This is a genomic window from Aestuariivirga litoralis (assembly GCF_015714715.1).
Lineage (GTDB): Bacteria > Pseudomonadota > Alphaproteobacteria > Rhizobiales > Aestuariivirgaceae > Aestuariivirga > Aestuariivirga litoralis_A.
This window is the reverse complement of sequence record NZ_WAHS01000001.1, coordinates 258,250-283,301: the sequence shown is the minus strand read 5'-3', so window position 1 is coordinate 283,301 and position 25,052 is coordinate 258,250. Positions and strand designations below refer to the sequence as shown.

Sequence of the window (25,052 nt, the reverse complement as noted above, 5' to 3'; positions counted from 1 at the left end):
CAATAACAGATCAAGAAACGCATTTTCTGGGGTTTTGAGTGGGGCAAACGGAAATCAGCAAATACCGTCCTGAGATTGATGGGCTGAGGGCGCTTGCGGTTTCTGCCGTCATCCTGTTCCATGCTGGTCTTGCTCCCCTCAAAGGCGGCTTCATCGGCGTCGATGTATTCTTCGTGATCAGCGGATTTCTCATCACCTCGATCATCGTCAAAGACCTGGAGGCCGGCACTTTCAGTTTTGCAAAATTCTACGAGCGCCGGGCCCGGCGCATCCTGCCAGCCCTCCTCCTTGTTGTAGCGCTAACTTCGGCCTTTGCATGGGCCTGGATGTTTCCTCTCAACCTGAAGAGTTTTGGGGCAAGTGTTGTTGCTGCCGCCACCTTTTCCTCCAACTTTCTGTTTTACAGCGAGAGCGGTTATTTCGACGGAGCATCAAATCTCAAGCCGCTGCTTCACACCTGGAGCTTGGCCATTGAAGAGCAATATTACATATTCTTTCCGCTACTCATGGTTCTGCTCTGGCGTGTGGCAAGGCAACATATACTGTCAGTGCTTATTGTTGCTGCATTGGCGAGCTTGGCGCTCAGTCAATACTATGCCTATCAGAACCCTAGCCTCGATTTTTATGGTCCCCATACCAGGGCCTGGGAATTGCTGGCTGGCGCAATATGTTCGCAACTTCAATTCCGCCCGGATTTGCTTGTCGGCAATATGCTGTCCGCTGTGGGATTGTTGGTCACCGTTACTTCGTTTTTCTACTTTGACAACGCAACACCCTTTCCGTCTCTCTGGGCCTTGATCCCTGTTGTGGGCACTGGTCTTGTGTTGCTCGTTGGTCGCGAAGGCACCTACGCCCAGCGCTTCCTCGCCTTCAGGCCCTTGGTGTTTGTAGGCCTGATCAGCTACAGCCTCTATCTCTGGCACCAACCTGTCTTTGCATTGGTCAGATTCCGCACCATCCTGGCACCTGAGCAGAATTTCTTTTACGGCTTGATCGCGCTGATCTTCGCTCTAGCTGTGATTAGTTGGTACATAGTCGAGCGTCCTTTTCGACAGAAGCGCATTGCGACAATTCCCGTTGTTGCGAGCCTAACGGCTGGCTCGGTTGCACTTATTGTTTTTGGTGGTGCGTGTTTGCTGATGGAAGGCTTTCCCACTCGTATTCCCCCCGACGTCGATGCCATCGCAAGTGCGGCACAATCCAGAAAGTCATTTGGTCCCTATTGCTTCAACGGTCCTGATCACGTCGACGCCGCCATGATGAAGGACTGTCGTCTGGGGGTTGCTGGAGGCAACGTGGATTTTCTCTTGCTGGGTGACAGTTTTGGTGCCGTTCTGACCAACGGTGTCAGCATGGCAGCAGAAAGGCGAGGGAAAAGCGGTCTGTTTTTGGGCAGACATTCCTGCAACCCGATACCTGGCGCGGCTGAATATATGGGCGGCACAGACGAAGCGTGTTTGAGATTTCAGCATGCACTGCTGGGCATTGTTGACACATTGAAACCAAAATCAGTTATCTTGCATGCGTTCTGGCATGGCCCCTCCAACCCGAACTTGGCCAGGACTTACGTGGCCGATTATGAGCCATTGGTGCTTGATATGGCCAAACAAATGCACCAGCGCGGTATAAAACTTTACATTGTCTGCTGTGTGCTTGGCTCCTACCCTAAGGTCAGGGTCCCCGAGACTTACGCCAAAATGCGCTATTTTGGATCTTATGCCGAACTCAGGCCCAAAGTCGCACAGTTGGAATGGCGGGATCGCGAGAATATTGCCATCTTTGATGCCGTCGCCAAGGCGGAGCCTTTGCATCTGGTGAAACTCACCGACGCATTGTGCGGGCCAAAAATCTGCGATCTGTTGCATGACGGCAATCCCATGATGTCGGATGATCTCCATCTCAGCAGTTTTGCATCCGAGAGCTTGACCGATTTTCTGGCCGCCAGGATGTTCAGCGACCAACCGCAGTGATCTTCTGCTCTACTCAACCCTCACGCCGTTCGGCCTTGGCGGGTTGACGATCATCGCCACCTTGCTCTGGAATTTTTCATCCAGGCCCTCGGCCAGCATGGCGGCTTCATCGGCTACAGTGTCGAGTACCTTGACCAGCCAGTCCTTGTCGTCCTTGGCAAAATTGCCCAGCACATGCGGCTGCACGAAGCGCTTGTCGCCGGGATGACCGATGCCGAGGCGCACCCGCTTGAAGTCCGGCGTGATGTGATTGCTGATTGAGCGGATGCCATTATGGCCTGCTGCTCCGCCGCCCAGGCGCACCCGCACCTTGCCGGGCTCCAGATCAAGCTCATCGTAAAAAACATAGATGTTGGTCAGCGGAATATCGTGGAAACGTTGCGCCTCGCCCACGCTGCGGCCGCTTTCATTCATGAAAGTCTGCGGCTTCAGCAGCAGCACTTTCTCACCGGCCAGCGTGCCGTCGGAAAGCTCGCCTTTGAACTTCTTGCGCCACGGCGAAAAATGATGGCGGCTGTGTATGACATCCGCCGCCATGAACCCGATATTGTGCCGGTTCGAAGCATATTGCGCCCCGGGATTGCCAAGGCCAACGAACAGAAACATCTTCTATCCTGTGTGGGTTGGTTCAGCGGTGGCTATAGGCGATGGCGGTGACCCGTGCAAGGATAGGGGCCAAAGCTCAATGATCCGTCCACCGGATGAACCGCAGGGATCGGATCAAGCCTTCGCGCACTTCGTAGATGGCCATGATGTGAAGATTTCCGGAGGGAAGCCCGCTGACCGTTTCCTTGTCGATCGCATAGTCAGCGCCGTCCATGTGCTGGTGAACCACGCAATGAAGTTTTGGATTGTCGGCAAAGCGCGCCGTGTAAACCTTCCTGATTTCATCAAGCCCATTGCAGATCGTCTGCCCGGTAATCAGGTCTGAAATAACAGCGTCCCCGGCAAACAGGGCACAATAGCCCTCAATGTCATGCGCGTTATAAACCTCAAGCTGCCGGTTGATCACGTCGCGTGGACTGGGATGATGTTGCATCGGATTCTGCTCCACTCGCTTCTATTCCGCGGGCACTGCCACGGCCTGCCGGCGCGCCGCAACCCCCGTCAGCGCCAAAGCCAGCAGCGCCAGGATGAGTTGCCCCACAGCCAGCGGAATGACGGTGTCGTTGAATTGCTGGCCGATATAGGTTCCGATTGCCGCACCCAACACCATTTGCAGGAAGCCCTGGGCGGAAGCGGCCGTGCCGGCGACCTCACCCAAAGGCTCAAGCGCCAGCGAGCCGAAATTCGGCATGACCATGCTGAAGGTAAAGAATTGGATGGCCGTGGCCGCAAGGAACAGCCACACCGAAAGCATATTCAGGTAGCTGAGCAGCAACAGCACCGGTGAGATGGCGCAGAACGCCAGCAATGCCAGAAACGCGATGCGGCGCATGCCATATTTGTTCACCAGCTGCGAATTGGCAAAACCACCCAAGGCGGCAGCCACACCAGCAGCGCCGAAGAAGGCCGGGAACCAGGGGCCAACCTGATAGATGCCGACATAAATCTGCTGCGCCGAAGTGAGAAAGCCCATCAGCGCGCCGAACAACAGCGCCGTCGCCATGATATGGCGCAGCGACACGAAGTTCGAAAAGACGATGCCAAATCCTTCGATCATCGGGCGCAAGCCGAAAGGCCGCTTGTTCTCCGGCTTCAGCGTTTCCGGCAACCGGAAAAAGACCCAGATGGAGACCAACGCACCCAAGGCAGCCATGAACAGGAACAGGCCGCGCCAATCCAGCGTCAGCAGCAGGAACTGCCCGACAATGGGTGCGAAGATGGGTGACAGCATCATCACCATGAAGGCCAGCGACATGGTCTTGGCCATCTCATCGCCGACGAAAAGATCACGGATCAGGGCCATGGCAATCACCGCCGAGGCAGCAGCACCCGCCCCCTGCACGCAACGCAGCAGAACCAGACTATTGAAATCCGTGACCACATAGGCGCTCAACGCGGCGAGGCAGTAAATCACCAGGCCCACCAGCAAGGGCTTGCGCCGCCCATAGCGGTCCGACAGCGGCCCGAACACGATCTGCAAAATGCCAAAGCCCAGCATGTAGGCTGGAATCACCAGCTGCCTGCGGTTGGGATCAGCCTCGCCCAGCCCGGCACCAATCTGCTGCAGGCCGGGCAACATCACATCAATGGCAAAAGCATTAATGGCAATCATGGCGGCGACCAGCGTGATGAATTCAAAGCGGCCCAAACGTCCGACGACTTTTGCAACTGTCATGATTTCTCTGTCTCAGATGGCCTGAACCCGCTTCGTATAGCGAAGCTTACGTCCCAGACCTGTCAACATGGTGTCGGCTTTTATCAATTCAAATAAAAACGGCGGGCATCGCTGCCCGCCGTTCAACTTGAATGGCGAAGAGCTTACTTCTTCTTCGGTGCAGCGGCGGCGGCGGGTGCAGCACCCTTGGCAGCAGGAGCAGCCTTGCCACCAGCGGCGGGAGCAGCAGCTGCATCCGGAGCCTTCTGGTTGGAAGCCGGAACGTCGGCAGCAGCCGGAGCATCAGCCACGACTTCTTCTTCCTTGGCCTGCGCAGTGATGGCGCACAGCGTCACGTCTTCACGCGAAGCTGAGGTCACGCGGTCCGGCAACTTGATCTGCGACAAGTGGACTGACTGGTTGATCTGCATGCCGGTGAGATCGACAATGATCTCGTCCGGGATGAAGTCGGCCGGGCAGTACAGCGAAACGGTGTGCGACACGACGTTGAGCACAGCGCCCGACTTGAGGGCGGGCGAGGCTTCCTGGTTCTTGAAGTGAACCTGGATGTCAACGGCGATGCGGGCATCCTTGCCGAGGCGCAGGAAATCCACATGGGTGATGCGGTCCTTGACCGGGTCAAACTGCACGTCGCGCGGAATGGCGCGGACTGTGTTGCCATCAACCTCGAGATCGACCAAAGTCGAGAGGAAGCGGCCCGTTTGCACATGCGGCTCAACCGCATTGTAGGTCAGGGAAATGATCTGGGGCTCTTGCTTGTCGCCGTAAACCACGCCGGGAACAAGTCCCGTGCGACGTACGGCTCTGGCGGCCCCCTTGCCGGCCTTGCCGCGAGCGGCAGCCTTGATATTGATAATCTTAGACATTTTATTCTCCAATGGATAAAACCCGGCCTCCCTCCAGGGGTGGACGACGCCAGGCAGCGCGCCTCATAGGAGAATTGGCCCCAAAACGCAAGATCGGCTATCTCGAACGCGGGGGCACGGCTGGGATCTGACTTTAGTATGAAAACCTTTGGCGGCACATGGCATTCTACGCCGCAATCCATTGTCCCGTGCCGCTCGATTGATGATGTTGCTGCGGCCATGCTGATAGCACGCAAAAAGCGTCTGAAAGTGCGCCCGCATGGAACGGGTTATTCATGGACGCCCTATCTGCTGACCAAAGGCATCTCGCTTGATATGTCAGCCATGGACCACATCATCGCCATTGATCCGGTGGCGCGCAGCGTGCGGGTGGAAGCGGGTGTGCGGCTACGCCACCTGAACCACCAGCTTGAACAGCAGGGACTTGCCCTGCCCTCGCTGCCCTTCCTGATCGACCAGACAATTGGCGGTGCAATCGCCACCGGCACGCACGGCACCAGCCGCAAGGGCGGTACATTGTCCGACAGCGTGCGCGCCATGACACTGGTGCGGGCGGATGGAAAAATCATTCGCATCGATGCTTCGTCGCCGCCGGATCAATTGGCAGCCGCGCGCGTTAGTCTGGGCATGCTGGGCGTGATCACTGAAGTGGAGCTGGGCCTCGTTGCCAACCCTCGCATTCATGCGATGGAACGCGAAATGCCAATGGCGGATTTTCTTCGCCGCCACGAGGCCCTGCTGGCCCACGCGAATCAAGGCTGGGCGCATTGGCACTTGGGCAGCGGAATGGTGAAAGTGCTGACGCTCGAAGAAGCGAAAGGCGGGCATCCCTATCTGACCGGCGGCAAACCCGCCTGGATCAATCCACCACCGCCTTCCCTCCTGGAACGCCTGCGCGGCGCGTTCCAGCGCAAAGCCCCGCTGCCGGAATCCAAACCTTATGCGCCGGACCAAAATATTACGGCCATGGAATACAGCCTGCCCCTCAGCCAGATGGCGGAGGCCATCGAGGAGCTGCAAACATCTGACTTCGCGTCCGATTGGCCGGACAAAGTGCTGGAGCTGAAATTCCTCGGTGCCAGCCCGCATTCATTTCTGGGCCTCAATGCCGACGGTCCCGTCGTGTGCTTCAGCCTTTATTGGCCAATGCGTCCTGAGGATGACAAGCTTGCACCCCTGGTGAAATTAGAAACCGTAATGCGCAGCCTCTTCGCCAAGCCGCATTGGGGCAAATACCACCAGATACCGAACAAAGCCTATCTCAAACGCGCTTTCAAACACTGGGACAGGTTTGAAAAACAGCGCGCTGCTTTTGATCCAGACGGAATGCTGCATGCCTTCGGCTGATCTTTCGCGGCATGATGTGGCCATTGTCGGCGCTGGTTTCTTCGGTGCCACGATGGCAGAACGCATCGCGGCAGCAGGCTTCACCTGCTTGGTTATCGACAGGCGCTCGCATATCGGCGGCAACGCCTATAGCGAGGCTGACAAGGCCACTGGAATCGAAGTTCACAAATACGGCCCGCATCTGTTTCACACCTCGAATGAAACCGTGTGGACCTATCTACAGAAATTCACCCGTTTCACCAATTACCAGCATCGCGGCTTTGCCACCCACAAGGGCGAAATCTTTCCCCTGCCCTTCAACCTGGCGACCATGTGCCAGTTTTTCCGCAAAGCCCTTTCCCCTGATGAAGCGCGCCAGCTGATCATTTCACAGGCCGAGCAAGGGCTGACTGGAGAGCCGGCCAACCTTGAGGAGAAAGCCATCTCGCTCATCGGCCGCCCGCTTTATGAGGCCTTCGTGCGCGGCTACACCCAGAAGCAATGGCAGACCGATCCGAAACTGCTGCCCGCCAGCGTCATCACCCGTTTGCCAGTGCGCTATCATTTCGATGGACGCTATTTCAACGACACTTTCGAAGGCTTGCCGCTGGATGGTTACACTGCGATCTTCGAGCGCATGCTGGCGCATGAAAATATCAAGGTGCAACTGAACTGTGATTTCGATGCGATCAAACCGCAATTGAAACCCGATCAATTGATTGTCTATACCGGCCCCATCGACCGCTTCTACGGCAACCGCTTCGGCGCACTGGGCTGGCGCACCATTGATCTCGAATATGAGCATCCGGCCACAGGCGATTTCCAGGGCACGTCGGTAATGAATTATTCCGACATTGATGTGCCTTACACGCGCATCGTGGAATTCCGGCATCTCCATCCGGAACGCAATTATCCAGCCGACAGAACCATCATCGCAAAAGAATATTCGCGCTTCGCAAAGGCTGCGGATGAGCCCTACTACCCAATCAACGCGCCTGAGGATAAGTCAAAATATCTGAAATACCGCGCCTTGGCGGAGGCCGAACCGCACACGCATTTCGGCGGCCGCCTCGGTACCTACCGCTATCTCGACATGCACCAGGCGATTGCTGCCGCGTTGAAGGATTCAGAATCCATCATCGCGCGGTTGAAGGCTGCAAAGTGAGCGCCCCAGCGCGGCGCAATCTTGTCGTCGTGCGGGCGGGCGAAAGCAGCCTGCACCGCGCTTGGCTCAAAGGGGCTGAGACCCGCAATTGGGATCTGGTGGTGTCCTGGTATGCCAGCAGTTCTTACAAGCGAACCGCGGACGAACGCCTCCACCGCGTGCAGGGCGGCAAGTTGGACGGATTGTACAAGACCTTCGCAGCCCTGCCAGATCTGTTGCGCAACTATGATTTTATCTGGTTGCCCGACGATGATATTGACACCAATACGCCAGCCATCAACCGGCTATTTGAAACCATGCGTACACACAACTTGAGCATCGGCCAGCCCGCTTTGTCATGGAACTCTTATTTTTCCCATATCATCACCCTGCGCTCGCCGCTGGCGAAGCTGCGCTTCACCAATTTCGTCGAGGTCATGGCACCCTGTTTTGCGGTGGATGCACTCCGCCAAACCCTGCCTGATTTCAGGGAGTCGATGAGCGGCTGGGGCGTTGACCGCGTGTGGTTCACCATGCTCGGAAGCAGACGCAATTCCATGGCCGTGATCGATCAAGTCAGCGTTTTCCATACCAGGCCGGTGGGTAATGTGCTGGCCAGCAAAGTTCTCAGCTCGGGCAAAACCCCGCGCGGCGAACAAGCGGACGTCATGGCCCGTCATGGGCTCCAAGAGAAACCAACTCATCTCTGCTTCGGTTACATCGACCTGCGCGGTAAGCAGAAAAACGGCAACCTGTTTCGCCGGCTAAGATTGGCGCTGGCTCAGTACGGGATGCTGGCAGAAACGCCAATAAAGCAGCGGGCCCGCGATCAGCTCTGGCAACAGCTTTGGGGTTTCCGGTGAACCTGCTTACGCCAAATGTTGCACCGAGCGCCGGGGCTGACTAGATGAGCCATGCCCAATCCTTACGCCATCGTGGTCTGTTGTACGCAAAACTGGCTGCCGCTGGCGGCTTGCACGTTGCTTTCCTGCTTCCAGCAAGGAGCCGACGCGCAGTCTGATCTCTTTGTCGTCACGATAAATGCCGACGCAGAAGACAAAGCCAAGATCACTGCCTTCCTCGCCCAGCATGGCGCAAATGTTCATGTCATTGATGCTGTTTTTCCAGACTTGCTCCAAAGCCTGGTGAGCGCCAATTCCTGGGGTGTGGGGGCCATGGCGCGCATGGCTCTCACCTCATTCCTACCCCCGCATTATCGGCGCGTGCTCTATCTCGACAGTGACATCCTTGCCCTGACGAGCATCACTCCGTTGCTGGAGGCCAAGCTCAACGGCAAAATGCTCGGCGCCGTCGAGGACTACCACTCAATGCCTTGGTCACTGCAGCACTGGCACGATCACCCGCGCAAAATCGGCCTGCCACGCGGCGCACGTTATTTCAACAGCGGCATGATGCTGTTTGATTGGCAGCAATTGCTGAAGAATGATTTGCTGCAGCAAAGTACGGCGCTGTGGTACGCCAAGTTGCAAGCCGGAATTCACTTTTCGTATCCTGACCAGGATGCGCTCAATCTTGGTTTTCAGGGAAACTGGCAACCGCTGCCGGTGGCGATGAACGCTGCATCGGTGATGGTGGACTATTTCCCGGAGAAGCCGATCCTGCGGCATTTCTCCGCCCATTACAGGCCCTGGGCCCATTGGTGGATGCCGGGAGCCGCGCGTCACAAACAGCTCTACCGCGCGCTGCTCAAAGATAGCCCTTGGCCTGAATTCGAGATCAAGGATTTCACCACTTTGGATGTGAAGGAAATTGCGGGCGTTTTACTTCGCAAATTGGATGTGATGACCCGCGCGCGCTATCGCCTTCACGTAAAATCCGGCCTGCAACCCTAATAACCATTTTCGTTCACCATGGATTGCTAAAGTTAGGTATTTCAACTTAAAGTACATTCCAATCACATTTTTTGACCCGTAAAACCGTATCAAGTTTTGCTCGTCAAAGGTTATGCGTGCTCAGAATCATTTCGTCAGCACACCAACACGATGCTTCCTTGCTGGATGCGCGCAGCCATGCGCCCATGGGAAAACTGCCAAAATTTTCCGCTGTGATTACCTGCCACAACTATGAATCCTTCATTGCTCAGGCGATCGACAGCGTAGCCGGACAGACCTACAAGAATTTCGAATGCGTGATCGTTGATGATTGCTCCACCGACAATTCGGCTGCGGTAATCGAGCGCAAGCTGAAGCAGCTCAAGGACCCGCGCTTCACTCTAATCAAACTCCCGCACAATGCCGGACAGACCATGGCCTCCTGGCAAGGCCTGCAGCACGCCACCGGAACCTTTCTGGCTTTCCTTGATGCCGATGACTGGTGGATGCCGGAATTCATGGCCCAGCATGTGGCCGCCCATCTCAACACCCATGTCAACGTTGGTCTCACCTGCAGCGATACAAAGCTGGTCAATGGCGCCAATGAGATTCTGGCGGAAACCTGGAACAGCTTTGCGCGTTCACGCGGCATGAAGCGCGATGCGCTGGTGGAAAATGGCGCCAGCCTGCCACCCGCCATGCGCGCGAATGAAGCAGCACCCGATCTGACTTTCCATGAGCAAGGTTACCCCGCCCGGTGGGAATTCGCTCCCTGCTCTTCTCTCGTCTATCGCCGTGACCTGTTGAGCATGATCTTTCCGCGCCAAAACGCAGCGGGCATGATGAGTATTGACGCCGTGCTTGCCATTCTGGCGTCCTCGCTTACGGGATGGATTGCGATTTCCACGCCACTTTCGGCCTACCGCATGCATGGCGACAACCTGTTCTCGCGCAACCTGTTCGGCGGTGGCCGCCAGTGGATTTCAGGACCCTGGAGCCAGGCCGACAAGAAGCGCGTTTCGCGCAATATCGTGGACGCCCTCAGCGAGAACTTTGACCGCCTCTCGCCTGTTTATGGCAAAGGCCACCTGGCCAAGGTTCTCCTCAAAGTGGGCAATCATTCCAGGTTCCTTAGCCTGAAAGCCATTCTGAAACTGGCCCTGAAAACGGCCTGAACGCACCGTGAGCGCGCCGGATTTTGATCCGTCGTCAAATCCGCAATCGTGCATAATAATGATACGTCCGATTTACCATTATCGTGAAGCCGCTCTATGCACTCGACTCGAATAAGCAAAGCAGGCGCGCCGAGGTGGAGCGGCGGTTGGGCTGCGCTCAATCCAGGCTTTCAGGAACATTGGCAGCCTCTCCCTCCAGGGGTGGACGCCCAGCAAGCGGCGCATGAGAGAAATCCATCCGAAACGCAAGATTGTCTCCGTAATGGGGATCTTGCCCCAGGCAACATTTAGATCAAAGCCTTAGTGATCAGATTGCAAAGCCCCGAACTTTTTGGCAATTGATCGGGATGTCCGAAGAACTGCAATGGGCCGTAATCACCCCGAGCTACAGCCTAGACGCCAGACGGTGCAAACTACTTTGCCGGAGTATGGACGCCTTTTTGTCTGGGCCTTGGCACCACTACATCATTGTCGATCCAGTCGACATGCCGCTGTTCAGGCATCTCTCCAGCGAAAAGCGTACAATTATCGACAAGCGGGAAATCCTCCCGAAGAGTACAGTATTCGTTGGCAAAGTCCCATTCATGCGTTTAGGCCGCGTGTGGTGGTCCTGGCGCCATGGGCCGATATTCGGCTGGCAGATGCAACAGCTGGTAAAACCTCGATGGCCTCGATAGTGCCGCAGCCCGCCATGGTATTTTATGACTCCGATACCTTCTTCGTGAAGCCCTTCGATGTTAGAGAATTGTGTCGCCGCAATAGAGTGCGATTTGGCTGGCAAGACTTAACCGACACTTCAGACGGTCAGATTTCCGGCGAAGGCACGATGGTAGACGACAGCATAAGGAAGCTCATTTCATCGAGCACCGAGTTGTTGGGGCTGTCGCCAGATCAAGTCAAAAAACGCTCACTTCAAGACCCGATGATGGCTTGGCATCGTGACACTGCAGTAGCAATGCAGGAATAGCCGACCAAACTTCATGGCAAACCGTGGCAGGAAGCCATCGGCTCCAAGCTCATGTTTTCCGAATACAACCTCTATGATCTATTTGTCTTGTACATCCAAAAGACCAATCCGAATTTATATGAGGATTTTACGATCTACTGCAAAACGCTTTGGTCCAAGGAAAAAGCGAAAACGCAGAACATTGGTGCATTCGTGAATTCGCTGGCACCACAACAATCCCTGGTTTGCATTCAATCATTGATCGGGATTGAAATGGAAACCTTGGAAGCCGAATTCGAGACTGCAAGTCGCAGGCGAGAAAATATGAACTAAGGACCTCAACGTCCCAACATACGGTAGATGATATTGGGCCTCACGGTCGGCGCATCTTCGCCTTTCGGCAAGACTTCCAAAGCGTGCCGGATTTTGATCGTCGTCAAATCCGCAATCGTGCATAATAATGATATGTCTGATTTTACCATTATCGTTCCGGTGTTCGGCGAAACACGCGCCCTGCAATTTTCGGCATTCTACTTCGGTCAATTGGGTGTGAAGCCGTTTTATGTACTCGACTCCAAGAAGCAAGGCAGGCGCGCCGAGGTGGAGCGGCTGCTGGGGTGCGAAGTGGCGATCTACGAAAATCCCGGAAACTATATTGAAGCAAATTTCGAACGCCTGACAGACCTTTCCCCCACCGACTGGATCTTGCGCGTGGATTGCGATGAGGTGCCCAATCTCGCAATGCTGCAACACTGTGCGAAATTCGTGAGCCATCCCAGCAGCAATATCTGCGGCTTTGACCGCGATGACCTGGTCTGGCGGGAAGATCATTTCGAGCGCATCAAACAACCATTCTGGTTCATTGACACTCAGTTCCGCCTGTTCAATCGCAAGCAAGTGAAATTTGTGAAGCGGATTCATACGCCGGGTTTCCATGTTTCCAAATGGAAATTTCCGCTGGTGCCGGCCTGGCATGGGCCACTAAATGCACGGCTCTATCATTTGCAACGCCCGTTCATCTCGCAGGCGGACAAGCTGGAAAAGATGCAACGTTACGATCAAGCCGGCCAAGATCCCAAATTTCATGCCGCCATGATGAAGAAGGATGACGAGATGCGCTGGACCCGTTTTGCCGACGCGGCCTTCACCTCGCTTTTTGCAAGCTGGAGCAAGGCCAACCCGGTCACCTGAATGAGTGCGCCCGCTCTTGCGAAAACTGCCACCGGGCGCGCGGCCTCGCATAGGTGATCAGCGCGTCAATCTGATTCTTCACTTGAGGGTCAGCCGCTATATTCCGGTAACGGGTTTCCCAGCCTGCATGAAGCGGTAAAGCTGGGAACCGTCAACATAGATCACTGCGCCAGATACCAATCGACTGTTTTGGCCAGGCCGTCTTCAAAGCTGGCCGATGGTTGCCAGCCCAGCTCATCCTTGATGCGTGAAAAATCGATAGCGTAGCGCCGGTCATGGCCCAAACGGTCGGTCACATAGGTGATCAACGCATGATGGCTTTCACCATTGGCACGTGGGCGCTTGGCGTCCAAGAGGCTGCAGATGGTTTTCACCACGTCTATGTTGGCGCGCTCGGCCTCTCCGCCCACATTGTAGCTGCGGCCATTCTCGCCCTTGAGAAACACCACGGCCAAAGCCTGTGCATGATCGCCCACATAAAGCCAATCACGCACGTTCTTGCCATCACCGTAAACCGGCAGCGGCTTTTCAGCGAGCGCCGTCAGGATCATCAGCGGAATGAGTTTCTCCGGAAACTGCCGCGGGCCATAATTGTTGCTGCAATTGGAAACGACCACCGGCAGGCCGAATGTATGATGCCAAGCCCGCACAAGCAGGTCCGAAGAGGCTTTGCTGGCGGAGTAAGGCGACGACGGCTTGTAAGGCGTGTCTTCGCTGAATTTGCTATCGTCGAAAGGCAGATCGCCAAACACTTCATCGGTGGAAACATGATGGAAGCGAAAACCCGCCTTCTTCTCAGGCGCCAGCGCAACGTAATGCGCCCGCGCCGCTTCCAGCAGATGATAGGTGCCGACGATATTGGTATTGATGAAGGCGAACGGCCCGTCGATGGAACGGTCCACATGGCTTTCGGCCGCAAGATGGATGATGCCGTCCACCTGCTCCGCCGCCATCAAGGCAACGAGGGCCGGCATGTCTGCAATGTCGAGCTGGTGGAACGCATAAAGCTTGTGACCTTCCAGCTCGGCCAGGTTCTCGCGCCGCGCCGCATAGGTCAGCTTGTCAACATTGATCACCCTGTGCCCAAGGTCTTTCACCAGATGAAGACAAAGTGCCGAGCCGATAAAGCCTGCCCCGCCTGTGACCAGAATGCGTTTCACCATGCCTCCTTCAATTCGTCTTGCAATGCTTCGAGCTTCGGGGCGGCCGCATCCTTCGCCGACAGAACCGGGCTGACGCCTTCGGGCAGCGGCCAAGCAATGCCCAAGCTGGCGTCGGCCCAAGACAGGCTGCGATCATGCGCGCCGGAATAATAATGCGACACCTTGTAGGCCACCAGCACATCAGGCTCCAGCGTAAGGAAGCCATGCGCAAAACCTCGCGGCACATAAAGCTGGTTGAACTTTTCAGCGGAAAGCTCAACCCCGACCCATTGGCCGAAGGTTTTCGACGCGCGGCGCAGATCCACCGCCACATCAAAAATACGGCCCTTCAGCACGCGCACGATCTTGGCTTGCGCAAAGGGCGGCAACTGAAAATGCAGGCCGCGCAAGGTGAACGCGGGCGCTGAAAAGGATTGGTTGTCCTGCACCCATTCCGTCTCGGCAACGCCGGCGGCATTCGCCTTGGCCAGATTGAAGGTCTCGGTAAAATAGCCACGCGCATCACCGTGGCGCACCGGCGTGAGCTCCAGCGGCCCTGCTATATTAAACGCCCTGGCGTCCATGCCGGGTCTCTGCTGCGCGTTTCATGATGTAGGTGGCATATTCATTGCTGCCCATCGCCTTGGCCTGGGCTTCTGCCTGGTCCGGCGTGATCAGGCCGCGGCCCAACGCAATTTCTTCGAGGCAGGCAATCTTGATGCCCTGGCGCAATTCGATGGTGCGCACGAACGATGACGCTTCATGCAAACTGTCAAACGTGCCGGTATCCAGCCAGGCAAAACCACGCCCCAGCTTTTCAACATTAAGCTTGCCTGCTTCCAGATAGATGCGGTTGAGATCGGTGATCTCAAGCTCGCCCCGCGCCGACGGCTTGATCGCCTTGGCATGCTGGCACACGCGCTTGTCGTAGATATAAAACCCTGTGACGGCCCAGTTGGACTTGGGCTGGGCCGGCTTTTCCTCAATGGTCTGCGCCTTACCGGTAGCATCAAAGCTCACCACGCCATAGCGCTCGGGATCAGATACGCCATAGGCAAAAATCGTGGCCTCGCCATGGGCTTCGGCCTTGGCGAAGGCACGCATGCACATGTCGGCCAAGCCCTCGCCGTAGAAAATATTGTCGCCCAGGATCAGTGCCGCCGAACTGTCGCCAACGAATTCCTCACCGATGATGAAGGCTTCGGCCAACCCATTGGGCTTGGCCTGCGGCGCATATTGCAGGTTGATCCCAAAGGCGCTGCCATCGCCCAGCAGCTTGCGGAAAATTTCAATTTCTTCCGGCCGCGTGATGATCAGGATGTCCTTGATCCCCGCCTGCAGAAAAACGCTCAACGGGTAATAGATCATCGGCTTGTCATAGACAGGCAAAAGCTGTTTGGAGATCGGCAGGGTCGCAGGCCGCAGCCTGGTCCCCGAGCCTCCCGCAAGAACGATACCTTTCATCACATCCCCAATCTGACCCGAAGCTTCAGCCGAATCTCTAGGCTTTGAGCCGGGCGGTCAACCGGCCCGCCTTATCGCCGCTGGCCCTGATTTCGTCAAACAGGTCTTTGCGCCCGGCCACGAAGCGCCGCAGCTGACCGGCACTGCTACCAATCACGAATTCGTGGGCAAAATCCGTGGCCTGGATCATCGCCAACAGCTCCTGTCGCTGGCCACCCAGAACATAGACCGTCAACACACCAGCACCCTTGGCCTGCCGGGCAATCTCCTCGCGCGTAAGTGTGGCACGATCAGTCACCAGCAAGCGCCTGGGCTGCTTTTGCCGCCGCCGCGCAAGTGCGTCACTCACATTAAGCGCCGGCGTTCCATAGCCGTCTTGCTCCAGCGTTTTGCCCCAGCGTTCCAGGAACACATGCCGGTTGCGCTTGATCAGGTCCCGCGCGCCGCGCGAGGGCCGGCTGCCGAATTCAAAATGCTCGATCAGCAGGCCGGGATAATAGATGCAATTGAGGCCCTCGCGATGCAGCCGCATGCAGAAATCGGTTTCCTCATAATAAGCCGGTGCATAAACCTCATCGAAGCCGCCCAGCTTCTCGAAAACCTTCTTCTCGAAAATGATGAACACGCCAGAGCAATAATCCACATCGCGGGTGAACAGCGCGCGCAAATCATCAATTGGCCGGTGCCGCAGATAGCCGTTGGACGTGCCGTCACTGAACACGGCGCAGCCCGCTTCCTGCAGGCCCCCATTGGCCAGCGCCACGCGCACACCCATCAGCCCGCAATTCTCTTCCGCCTCGAACCGGTCCAGCGCGGCGCACAGCTGGCCTTCGATTATTCGCGCATCATTGTTCATCAGCACTATGTGCCGACCGGACGCCTGGCCAATGGCCGCATTCACATTGCGCAGGAAGCCCTGGTTCGTGGCACCGCGCCCGACCTTGATATTGCTGAAGCGGCTGAGCAGCTGTTGCGTTTCATCGGTGCTGCAATCATCCTGCACCAAGACTTCCAGCCAGGGACCTGCTTGCGGCAAGATCGAAAGCAGGCAGGCTAGCGTGTGATAGGCGTGGTTATAAACCGGAATGACCAGCGTGGCGCGCGGCCGCACCGGCTTTGGAAATACGATGCGCTCATCGCTGGCCAGAAACTGCTTCAGCAAAGCCTTGCGCTTTTCCATCAAGCCTTGCTTTGCCGGGCCAAACGCACCCCAAGCATTGAGCAGATAGAATAACCATGACTTGATCATTTAGACGCTAGCCTTCGCCAGTTCGCGCACCAAACGGTCAACGCCCTGTTCCCAGTCCGGCAGCCGCAATCCGAAAGCGCGCTGAAATTTGGCGTTCGAAAGGCGCGAATTTTGCGGACGCACAGCCGCCGTAGCAAATTGCTTCGCCGGCACAGGCTCCACCTTGGGCAAACGCGGAATGAGGCCCTGTTGATGTGAAGCCGAAAGCAGATGCATGGCGTAGCGATGCCAGCTTGTGAAACCTGATGCAACCAGATGATAGGTGCCCGCCACTTCCGATACGCGCCGCAGCCGAAGCGCCGCATGCACTGTGGCATCAGCGACCAGCTCGGCAGATGTGGGCGCACCGAACTGGTCATCCACCACCTGCAGCAGATCTTTCTCGCGTGCCAGCCGCAGCATGGTCTTGGGAAAATTCTTGCCATGTGGTGCATAGACCCATGACGTGCGCAGGATCAGGTGCTGCGGATTTTCCGAGCGCACTTCGTCCTCGCCGGCCAGCTTGCTCGCACCATAGTGATTGAGAGGCTTTGCCACATCGTCTTCGCCGCGGGGCGCATCGCCACTGCCATCAAAAACATAATCGGTCGAATAGTGGATGAAAGGCGCACCCGCCTTTTTGGCGGCGCGCGCCAAAACGCCCGGCGCTTGCGCGTTGATGATGTTGGCCAGCTCGCGCTCAGTCTCGGCCTTGTCCACTGCCGTATGGGCCGCAGCATTGATCACCAGGTCCGGCTTGGCGCCGGAAACCAGGTTTTCGAGAAACGCAAAGTCGCTGAGGTCAGCGCGTGCCAGACCATCAAATCCTGGCGCAATCACTTCAGCCACCGGCGCAAGGGCGCGTTGCAGCTCAAAGCCCACCTGCCCCGAACCGCCCAACAGCAAAACCTTCACACTGGCACCTGCACGTTCAAAATTGCCCCCTGCAAGGCCTCGTGTTATGACAAAGCCTTGCCAAGCGCAAAATGAATTGCATCTTTTTCGAGGGGAGAAAATGCTCACGCGGTTTTTTCAACTGTTTGATGATCCCCTGGTTTATGTGATCAAATCCGGTTGGAGCATGGAAGCGGGTTTTGGCCTCTGCCGTGCCCGGGCTAAGGGCAAGCCATTTCATGTTCTTATTCCGCCAGCATGGGATGTGGCTCAAGTCGCTGATGAATTGCAGCACTTCGTCTTGGCAGCTGCTGGGCCTTGCCCGGAAGCCACATTCCATTTTCTATGCCCTGGCGAAGCTGATGTTGCACTGTTGAAAGCGCGTGGCCTCAATGCATTTTGTGCACATCAGAATGCCTTTCTTGACGAGACCATTTTCAAGCCTGATCCTGCTGCGAAAAAACAATTCCGCGCAGTACACAATGCCGCCCTTACAAAGTGGAAACGACACGAACTCGCCTGGGGCGTGAAGAACATTGCGGTCATCACCTTTCTTCATGAGAAGAAAGATAATTTTGAACCCTTCTCAGGATACAAGTCGCTGGCATGGAGCAACGCCACGCCCGATGGAAAGCTGACTGTTGTGCCGCCACGCGAAGTGGCACGCATCAACAATGCCTCGGGCGCGGGCATCAGCCTGTCCCGCACTGAAGGTTGCTGTTACGCCAATGGCGAATATCAATTCTGTGGCCTGCCCGTCGTCAGCACAAAATCCACCGGTGGTCGCAGCGATTTCTACGACTCGGCCACCACCAAGATTGTTTGGGACCATACCTTCTTCGTGGAAAGGGCAGTGCGGCATTGGGAAAGGCACCCACCTGATCCGACCGCCATTCACGGGCGCACCATTGAAAAGGCTATCCGCCACCGGGTGCGGGTGCTGGACTGGTTGAAGGAAATCTCGGGTATAAATGTCCATGCACAAGCCAATGCCAATGCCTGGCATCCACGGTTCCACAGCAGGTTCCGCATGAATACGAAAGTGGACCCTGCAGAATTGCCCCCGCCAGTGCTGAACCCCTACCGCTTCGTGTTTATGGAAGCCTAGTTCTTCAGGCGGTAGCCCGTGTGGAAAATCCACCACACACAGCTCAGGCAGATCAGCATGAAAACCACCGTCATGGAAAGCGCAATGCCAAGGCTCACATCCGACACTTCATAGAAGGACCAGCGGAAACCGCTGATCAGATAGACCACCGGATTGAAATAGCTCACTGCCTGCCAAAAATCCGGCAGCACCTTGATCGAATAGAAACTGCCTCCCAAGAATGTCAGCGGTGTCACCACCAGCAGCGGGATGATCTGCAGTTTTTCAAATCCATCCGCCCACAGGCCGATGATGAAGCCGAACAGCGAGAAGGTCACCGCCGTCAGCACCAGGAACAGCAGCATCCAGAACGGATGCGCAATCGTCACCGGCACAAACAAATAGCTGGTGGCCAGAATCACCAGACCAATCAGCATGCTCTTGGCGGCGGCAGCGCCCACAAAGCCCAGCACCATTTCAAACGCCGAAACAGGTGCTGACAGATATTCATAAATCGTGCCGGAAAAGCGCGGGAAATAAATGCCGAACGAGCCGTTGGAAATGCTCTGCCCCAGCAGCGCCAGCATGATCATGCCGGGAACGATGAAGGCACCATAAGCCACGCCCTCGATCTGCGAAATCCGCCCGCCGATTGCCGCACCAAACACCACGAAATACAACGTGGTGGAAATCACCGGCGAGATCAGGCTCTGGAACAGCGTCCGGAAAAACCGGTGCATCTCATAATAGAAAATGGCTTGCACACCGCGCAGATTCATTGCTTCACCAACCCCAGGAAAATTTCTTCAAGCGAACTTTGCTGTGTGGACAAATCCGTATAGCCGATCTTGGCCGTAGCCAATGCCGCCAGCAGCTTGGCCACATCGGGCCGCTCATGCTTTGAATCGTAAAGATAAGTCAGGCTCTTGCCGTTCGAAGCCAGGTTGAAGCCCAGATCAGCCACCTTCTTGGGCAACTTGGCCAGCGGCTTTTCCAGCATCACATTGAGATGCTTCTGCCCCATCTTTTCCATGAGGGCAGATTTGCGCTCCACCAGGATCAGCTCACCCTTGCTGATCACGCCCACGCGGTCAGCCATTTCCTCGGCTTCTTCGATATAATGCGTGGTGAGGATGATGGTGGTGCCATTCTCGCGCAGCTCACGCACCACGTTCCACATGTCCTTGCGCAACTCCACGTCCACACCGGCGGTGGGTTCATCGAGGAACAGAACCTGCGGCTCATGCGCCAGCGCCTTTGCGATCAGCACGCGCCGCTTCATGCCGCCTGACAGCGTCATGATCTTTTCGTCTTTCTTGTCCCACAGCGAAAGCTGCTTCAGGATTTTTTCCAGCAGCGCGTCATTGCGCGGCTTTCCGAACAGGCGGCGCGAAAAGGCAATCGTGTCCCACACCTTGTCGAAGATCGGCAGCGACAGTTCCTGCGGCACCAGCCCGATCATCGCGCGCGCCGCGCGGTAATCGCTCACATTGTCATGCCCGCCCACCAGCACCTGGCCAGAGGATTTGGTGACAATGCCGCAAATGATCGAGATCAGCGTGGTTTTGCCCGCGCCGTTGGGGCCTAGCAGAGCAAAAATCTCGCCCTTGGGAATCTCAAGGTCGATATTCTTCAGCGCCGAAAAGCCGGTTTTATAGGTCTTGGACAGACCCGAAATACTCAAAATGGAAGGCATGGGCGCTCATATAGGCCTGCCACATTCCCGCCACAAGGCCAGCCGGAAACTTATTCAAACAGGCTGGACACGCTCTCTTCGCGGTTGGTTCGGCCGATGGCTTCGCCGATCAGCGAGGCGATGGAAATCACCCGGATGTTCTTGGCCACGCGCACAGCCTCAGTGGGCTGGATCGAGTCGGTGATCACCAGATTCTTCAGTTTCGAGCCAGTGATGCGCGCCACAGCACCGCCCGACAGAACGCCGTGCGTGATATAAGCCGTCACGTCCTTGGCGCCCTTGGCCACCAGTGCATCGGCGGCGTTCACCAGCGTGCCGCCTGAATCCACAATGTCGTCGATCAGGATGCAGGACTTGCCGTTCACATCACCGATGATGTTCATCACTTCGCTTTCGCCGGCGCGCTCGCGGCGCTTGTCCACGATGGCCAGCGGGCAATCCAGCCGCTTGGCCAGCGCACGCGCACGCACCACGCCGCCCACGTCAGGCGAAACCACGGCGGTGTTGGCCAGGTTGTTGTGCTGCTTGATGTCACGCGCGAAGACCGGACCTGAGAAAAGGTTGTCGGTCGGGATGTCAAAGAAGCCCTGGATTTGACCAGCATGGAGATCAAGCGTCAGCACCCGGTCCACGCCCGCATGGGTAATGAGATTGGCGACCAGCTTGGCTGAAATCGGCGTGCGGCCTGAAGCGCGCCGGTCCTGCCGCGCATAACCGAAATAGGGCAGCACGGCGGTGATGCGCTTGGCCGAGGAACGGCGCAGCGCATCAATGATGATCAGCAGTTCCATCAGATGGTCATTGGCCGGAAAGCTGGTGGACTGGATCACGAACATGTCGTGGCCGCGCACATTTTCCTGGATCTCGACGAACACTTCCATGTCGTTGAAGCGCTTCACCACGGCTTTCACCGGTGGGATGCTCAGGTAAGCGCCAATCGCTTCCGCCAGCGGCCGGTTGGAATTGCCGGAAACAATCTTCATCATCGCAGCGCTGGTCCTGAAGCCTTGAGGGTTGGGCTTCTATAACGCGCCGATGACAAAAAACCAGATTCTTTTTGCAGCGCAATCCAGTTATCAAGAACAAGTTTAACGATATTGCGCGATCAGCTTGAAAATCCCATCAGATGCAGCTTGCGCGGCGAAATCAGCTGTTTGGCCCCACGCTCCGTCCAGGGAATGCGCCGGAACATCATTGTTCTGCGACACCACGCCCAAATCCTTGCCCTTGGGCGACGCAATTGCCCAAGTAATATGCACAGCCTGGCTGGGCCCATTTGCCGCATCCAGCGCCACCTTGCCCCGGATGATCAGCGCATCAGGCCGCGGCTTGTCGACCACCGGCCAGCCCGCATCGCGCAACACTTTGCGCATGGCCAGCGTGAGGTCCTTGGAGCCCTGCGCTGAGCCGCCCGTTACGGCAACCACCGCCACGGCGTTAATCGCCGTGCCGGGCTTGGCATCTGGCTTAGCCGTCGGCTTGGCATCGGGTGCAGGTGCCGCAGGCTTGGTATCAAGCGGCAGTGCTTCTGGCTTGGCTTGTGCCATGTCGGCAGTGGAAAGCGGTGGCGGCGCATCGGTGGAAGGCTGCGGCACGCCATCCAGCGTTTCGTAGTCGATGTCCTTTTCGGCCCCAGGCCCCGCCCGCACCATGGTCTGCCATGGCGGCGTGACCAATGAGTCAGAGGTCACCTGCTGCGGCGCGGGTTTCTCCAGCAGTGAAGAGCCATCCGTACAGGCCGCAAGCAGCAGGGCGGCAATGACAAGAAGGGCTTTCAATCGGCCCTCAGCGCGATACCTGAAATCAACCGCCCAAAATCTTTTTCCTGCCGGTGTGTGGCCCGCCGGAAGGAATAAAACCGCGCTTCATCGGCATAGGTGCAGAGCCCCAGATTGACGGCTTGCGCAAGCCCCATGCGCTTCATTTCATCGGTCAAAAACTGAGGCAGATCAAACATATGATGCCGCTCCTTCACGGAGGGGATGAAGTAAGCTTTGTGCCCCTGATCGACCTTCAGAAAGGCATCCGGAAATTCCGGCCCAACTTCATAAGACTTTTGCGAAATCGTCGGCCCCAACACAGCCACGATGCGGGAGCGTTCAGCCCCCAGCTTTTCCATCTCTTCAACGGTGGTACGGTAAACCCCGGTCAGCGCACCCTTCCAGCCGGCATGGCACGCGCCGATCACGCCGGCTTCGGCATCGGCAAAAAGCACCGGCCCGCAATCAGCGGTGAGGATGCCCAGCGCCACGCCGGGCGTGTTGGACACGAGCCCGTCCACCTTGGGCCGTTCGGCGAGTGGGCCAGTAACAACGGCAACGTCGATACCATGCACCTGATAGCCGGAGACCAGATGATCGGTTTCAACGCCCAGTTTGCAAGCCACTTTGGCGCGATTTTTGCGCACCGCGTCGAGATCATCACCACTGCCCAGCCCGGCATTCAGCGACGCATAGAGCCCCTGCGAATGGCCACCCTCACGGGTGAAGAAGCCATGCGCGATGCCCGGCAATTCAAGTTCGCGTGCTGAAATCATGTGCCCTCAAACGGATAGACCGGCTGGCGCTGTGCCTGCGCCACGGCAATCACTTTAAATAACTGTCCCATCTCTTTGTCATCAACAAGGCGACGCGCACCCGCAGTGAAATCGGTCTGCGCCTTGCCTTCCAGCTTGGTGGCCAAGGCAGTGAGGCGCTGCTCCAGCCCCATTGCTTTCAGAAAAGCGCCTTGCGTCATCGGCGGCAAAGCCGCCGCACCACCCTGCGTGAAACCGTAATCCAGCGCATCAAAATCCACATGCGCGGTCAGATCGCTCTCACCCGGAAATTCCAGAATGCCGCAAGGTTTGTGGTTCTTCAGCGCTTGCACCGTGTCGCCCACGCCCGTTTTCAGATGGCCGTAATCAATGACCAACCCTGCCCCGCCCAGTGCCTGAATGCGCGCACCCAGCTCCATCGCAATGGCGTGCGACACAGGCGAAATTTCCTGCACGCCATCAGATTCAAAATTGAAACGCGGTGCCGGCACATCGACCAGCGTCAGCAATCCGTCCTGCAATCCCACGCAGCGCTCAAAGAAGGCGTTGCCTCGCTTCACGATCTGCCGCACGGGCAACGCATCGAAAAACTCATTGGCCACAAAGATCATCGGTTCCTGAGGCAGGCTTTCGATGGAGTCATGCCAGGTAACTGTCTCGCCCAGCTTCTCCTGCTGCAGCTTGCGCAACACCGGGCTCGTTTCCACCATGTGCACGCGTGCGGCCGCTTGAAACTCCGCCATGCGCGACGTGGTGCGCAGAACGTCCTGCATCAGCGTGCCCCGTCCCGGCCCCAATTCCACCAGCAAAAACGGATCAGGCGAACCAATCGCCTCCCACGCCGCCACGCACCAGATGCCGATCATTTCGCCGAAAATCTGGCTGATCTCTGGCGCGGTGGTGAAATCACCCAGCGCACCGAACGGATCGCGGTTCATATAATAACCCAGCTTCGGATGGCCGAGGCACAAAGCCATATAGCGGTCCATCGGCAGCGGGCCTTCGGTCTCGATGATGCTTTTGATCAGCTCTTTCATGTCAGCCTCGACCGCAGCAGAAGCCACACGCCCACCGCCACCAGCGGCAGCGAATAGATCATGCCCTGCGTGATGAAGCCGAAATAATAGCCGATGAACGGATCCGGCACGCGGAAGAATTCAATGATGATGCGCGACAGCCCATAGGTCAGCGCAAAAATTCCAGACGCCCGGCCCGGATGCGCCAGCGCCTGAAACCGGTGCGTGGCAATCCGCACCAGCACGAAAAGCAGAACGCCCTCGAGCAAAAATTCATAGAGCTGGCTGGGGTGGCGGGCCTCCGTCTGGCCGGGGAAAATCATCGCCCAGGGCAGATCACTTTCTCGGCCAAAAAGCTCGCCATTCACGAAGTTCGCCAACCGCCCCAAACCCAGCCCAACGGGTGTGGCAGCGGCACCTAGATCCAGCATTTTGTCCAGCGTTTCACCCACCCGGCGGCCATAGAAATAACAGGCCACGACCACGCCCAGGAAGCCGCCATGGAATGACATACCACCATCCCAAACATGAAATATTTCAAGTGGATGCTGTAGGTATTTGAGAGGTTGGTAGAGCAGCACATAGCCCAATCTGCCACCTGCGACGACACCCAGAAACATCCACACGAACATGTCATCAACTTGCTTCGGCGACATCGTCGGCGCGCGGTCGCCCCACAGAGAAGGCGTGACCAGAAGCCGCTTGATGTACCACACCGCAAACAGCAGCCCGCCCACATAGGCCAGCCCGTACCAGCGGATGACCAACGGTCCCCACTCGATCAGGTTCGGCGACATATGCGGCAAGGTGATAACCGAGAACATGGCCGTTCCATGCCAATTAAGCTCATGGCACGCAAGCACTTGAAAGCCGCATCAACTGCGCATAGCTATGCGCCAACAGGAGTTTGCCATGCCAGCCACCAATTCGCGTTTTTTTGACGAGCTCGCCAAGCTGATGAGCAATGCCGCCGGCGCCGCCCAGGGCGTGCGCAAGGAAATCGACACACTGGTGCAAACCCAGGTCGAACGTGTGCTGAACAATCTCAATGTCGTAAAGCGCGAAGAATTCGATGTTGCGAAAGACATGATCGAGAAAGCGCGCCTTGAAAACATGCGGCTCGAATCACGCATCAGCCAGCTCGAGAAAAAGCTCGAAGGCAAATAAGCCACAAACACATCCCTAAATTCTCATGTGGAGGAATCAGTGCGTGCATTGATGCCTTCCTGTGGCTCCGCCACATTCGCGAGCACAGCAC

Annotated in this window: 27 protein-coding genes; 11 read left to right on the top strand and 16 right to left on the bottom strand. The window is 56.8% G+C overall.

Annotated features, from left to right (window positions below):
* The first annotated feature begins 38 nt into the window (after window positions 1-38).
* Window positions 39-1,970 (top strand): acyltransferase family protein, encoded by a 1,932-nt coding sequence (locus F8B91_RS17055; protein ID WP_196501946.1) that lies wholly within the window; start codon window positions 39-41, stop codon window positions 1,968-1,970.
* Between the two features lie 9 nt (window positions 1,971-1,979).
* Here F8B91_RS17055 and pth read toward each other — a convergent pair whose 3' ends face one another.
* The 4 genes from pth to F8B91_RS01450 form a co-directional block, all read right to left on the bottom strand.
* The gene (gene pth, locus F8B91_RS01465; protein WP_196501945.1) at window positions 1,980-2,576 is read right to left on the bottom strand and encodes an aminoacyl-tRNA hydrolase; all 597 of its coding nucleotides are present in this window, start codon (window positions 2,574-2,576) and stop codon (window positions 1,980-1,982) included.
* 76 nt (window positions 2,577-2,652) lie between these two features.
* On the bottom strand, window positions 2,653-3,009 hold the full coding sequence (locus F8B91_RS01460; protein ID WP_196501944.1) for a nuclear transport factor 2 family protein: 357 nt from the start codon (window positions 3,007-3,009) through the stop codon (window positions 2,653-2,655).
* Window positions 3,010-3,030: 21 nt separating this feature from the next.
* On the bottom strand, window positions 3,031-4,251 hold the full coding sequence (locus F8B91_RS01455; RefSeq protein ID WP_196501943.1) for a multidrug effflux MFS transporter: 1,221 nt from the start codon (window positions 4,249-4,251) through the stop codon (window positions 3,031-3,033).
* A 143-nt stretch (window positions 4,252-4,394) separates the two neighbouring features.
* Window positions 4,395-5,117 carry a 50S ribosomal protein L25/general stress protein Ctc gene (locus F8B91_RS01450; protein ID WP_196501942.1) on the bottom strand — a complete coding sequence of 241 codons (723 nt, stop codon included), beginning with the start codon at window positions 5,115-5,117 and terminating at the stop codon, window positions 4,395-4,397.
* A gap of 138 nt (window positions 5,118-5,255) precedes the next feature.
* Between F8B91_RS01450 and F8B91_RS01445 the strand changes: the two genes are divergently transcribed.
* From F8B91_RS01445 to F8B91_RS01415, 8 genes are all read left to right on the top strand, one after another.
* A complete protein-coding gene (locus F8B91_RS01445; protein WP_196501941.1) occupies window positions 5,256-6,464 on the top strand; it encodes an FAD-binding protein in 1,209 nt (402 codons plus the stop codon).
* A complete protein-coding gene (glf, locus tag F8B91_RS01440; protein WP_196501940.1) occupies window positions 6,451-7,608 on the top strand; it encodes a UDP-galactopyranose mutase in 1,158 nt (385 codons plus the stop codon). The genes F8B91_RS01445 and glf overlap by 14 nt, the downstream gene beginning before the upstream one ends.
* Window positions 7,605-8,450: a DUF707 domain-containing protein gene (locus F8B91_RS01435; protein WP_196501939.1), complete on the top strand. Its 846-nt coding sequence runs from the start codon at window positions 7,605-7,607 to the stop codon at window positions 8,448-8,450. The genes glf and F8B91_RS01435 overlap by 4 nt, the downstream gene beginning before the upstream one ends.
* A gap of 51 nt (window positions 8,451-8,501) precedes the next feature.
* Window positions 8,502-9,440 carry a glycosyltransferase family 8 protein gene (locus tag F8B91_RS01430; protein ID WP_196501938.1) on the top strand — a complete coding sequence of 313 codons (939 nt, stop codon included), beginning with the start codon at window positions 8,502-8,504 and terminating at the stop codon, window positions 9,438-9,440.
* Between the two features lie 185 nt (window positions 9,441-9,625).
* Window positions 9,626-10,594, top strand: coding sequence for a glycosyltransferase family 2 protein (locus F8B91_RS01425; RefSeq protein ID WP_196501937.1), 969 nt, complete (start codon window positions 9,626-9,628; stop codon window positions 10,592-10,594).
* Between the two features lie 347 nt (window positions 10,595-10,941).
* A complete protein-coding gene (locus tag F8B91_RS17130) occupies window positions 10,942-11,271 on the top strand; it encodes a DUF6492 family protein (RefSeq protein ID WP_432432022.1) in 330 nt (109 codons plus the stop codon).
* A gap of 14 nt (window positions 11,272-11,285) precedes the next feature.
* Window positions 11,286-11,561 carry a hypothetical protein gene (locus F8B91_RS17125; protein ID WP_432432021.1) on the top strand — a complete coding sequence of 92 codons (276 nt, stop codon included), beginning with the start codon at window positions 11,286-11,288 and terminating at the stop codon, window positions 11,559-11,561.
* Window positions 11,562-11,900: 339 nt separating this feature from the next.
* The gene (locus F8B91_RS01415; RefSeq protein ID WP_196501935.1) at window positions 11,901-12,731 is read left to right on the top strand and encodes a hypothetical protein; all 831 of its coding nucleotides are present in this window, start codon (window positions 11,901-11,903) and stop codon (window positions 12,729-12,731) included.
* A gap of 161 nt (window positions 12,732-12,892) precedes the next feature.
* Here F8B91_RS01415 and rfbB read toward each other — a convergent pair whose 3' ends face one another.
* Genes rfbB through rfbD form a run of 5 tightly spaced genes read right to left on the bottom strand, consistent with a single transcriptional unit; the run spans window position 12,893 to window position 17,480 of the window.
* A complete protein-coding gene (rfbB, locus tag F8B91_RS01410) occupies window positions 12,893-13,894 on the bottom strand; it encodes a dTDP-glucose 4,6-dehydratase (protein WP_196501934.1) in 1,002 nt (333 codons plus the stop codon).
* Window positions 13,888-14,457 (bottom strand): dTDP-4-dehydrorhamnose 3,5-epimerase, encoded by a 570-nt coding sequence (rfbC, locus tag F8B91_RS01405; protein WP_196501933.1) that lies wholly within the window; start codon window positions 14,455-14,457, stop codon window positions 13,888-13,890. The genes rfbB and rfbC overlap by 7 nt, the downstream gene beginning before the upstream one ends.
* Window positions 14,438-15,337, bottom strand: coding sequence for a glucose-1-phosphate thymidylyltransferase RfbA (rfbA, locus tag F8B91_RS01400; protein ID WP_196501932.1), 900 nt, complete (start codon window positions 15,335-15,337; stop codon window positions 14,438-14,440). Before rfbA ends, rfbC begins: the two co-directional genes overlap by 20 nt.
* Window positions 15,338-15,374: 37 nt before the next feature.
* On the bottom strand, window positions 15,375-16,586 hold the full coding sequence (locus tag F8B91_RS01395; RefSeq protein ID WP_196501931.1) for a glycosyltransferase family 2 protein: 1,212 nt from the start codon (window positions 16,584-16,586) through the stop codon (window positions 15,375-15,377).
* Window positions 16,587-17,480 carry a dTDP-4-dehydrorhamnose reductase gene (gene rfbD, locus F8B91_RS01390; RefSeq protein ID WP_196501930.1) on the bottom strand — a complete coding sequence of 298 codons (894 nt, stop codon included), beginning with the start codon at window positions 17,478-17,480 and terminating at the stop codon, window positions 16,587-16,589.
* A gap of 22 nt (window positions 17,481-17,502) precedes the next feature.
* Here rfbD and F8B91_RS01385 point away from each other — a divergent pair, with 22 nt between their 5' ends.
* Window positions 17,503-18,567: a glycosyltransferase gene (locus F8B91_RS01385; protein WP_196501929.1), complete on the top strand. Its 1,065-nt coding sequence runs from the start codon at window positions 17,503-17,505 to the stop codon at window positions 18,565-18,567.
* On the opposite strand, the gene F8B91_RS01380 is transcribed toward F8B91_RS01385, so the two are convergent.
* From F8B91_RS01380 to lgt, 7 genes are all read right to left on the bottom strand, one after another.
* On the bottom strand, window positions 18,564-19,325 hold the full coding sequence (locus F8B91_RS01380) for an ABC transporter permease (RefSeq protein WP_196501928.1): 762 nt from the start codon (window positions 19,323-19,325) through the stop codon (window positions 18,564-18,566). The two genes, F8B91_RS01385 and F8B91_RS01380, sit on opposite strands and share 4 nt — an antisense overlap.
* On the bottom strand, window positions 19,322-20,242 hold the full coding sequence (locus F8B91_RS01375; RefSeq protein ID WP_196501927.1) for an ABC transporter ATP-binding protein: 921 nt from the start codon (window positions 20,240-20,242) through the stop codon (window positions 19,322-19,324). The genes F8B91_RS01380 and F8B91_RS01375 overlap by 4 nt, the downstream gene beginning before the upstream one ends.
* Window positions 20,243-20,292: 50 nt before the next feature.
* Window positions 20,293-21,225, bottom strand: a complete 933-nt coding sequence (locus F8B91_RS01370) for a ribose-phosphate pyrophosphokinase (protein ID WP_196503856.1) — start codon at window positions 21,223-21,225, stop codon at window positions 20,293-20,295.
* A 105-nt stretch (window positions 21,226-21,330) separates the two neighbouring features.
* A complete protein-coding gene (locus tag F8B91_RS01365) occupies window positions 21,331-22,020 on the bottom strand; it encodes a hypothetical protein (protein WP_196501926.1) in 690 nt (229 codons plus the stop codon).
* On the bottom strand, window positions 22,017-22,778 hold the full coding sequence (pgeF, locus tag F8B91_RS01360) for a peptidoglycan editing factor PgeF (RefSeq protein WP_196501925.1): 762 nt from the start codon (window positions 22,776-22,778) through the stop codon (window positions 22,017-22,019). Before pgeF ends, F8B91_RS01365 begins: the two co-directional genes overlap by 4 nt.
* Window positions 22,775-23,842 (bottom strand): class I SAM-dependent methyltransferase, encoded by a 1,068-nt coding sequence (locus F8B91_RS01355; protein ID WP_348641708.1) that lies wholly within the window; start codon window positions 23,840-23,842, stop codon window positions 22,775-22,777. The genes pgeF and F8B91_RS01355 overlap by 4 nt, the downstream gene beginning before the upstream one ends.
* Window positions 23,812-24,618, bottom strand: coding sequence for a prolipoprotein diacylglyceryl transferase (gene lgt, locus F8B91_RS01350; RefSeq protein WP_196501924.1), 807 nt, complete (start codon window positions 24,616-24,618; stop codon window positions 23,812-23,814). The genes F8B91_RS01355 and lgt overlap by 31 nt, the downstream gene beginning before the upstream one ends.
* A gap of 88 nt (window positions 24,619-24,706) precedes the next feature.
* Between lgt and F8B91_RS01345 the strand changes: the two genes are divergently transcribed.
* Complete coding sequence (locus tag F8B91_RS01345; RefSeq protein WP_196501923.1) at window positions 24,707-24,961, top strand: accessory factor UbiK family protein; 255 nt, start codon at window positions 24,707-24,709, stop codon at window positions 24,959-24,961.
* Window positions 24,962-25,052 lie beyond the last annotated feature (91 nt).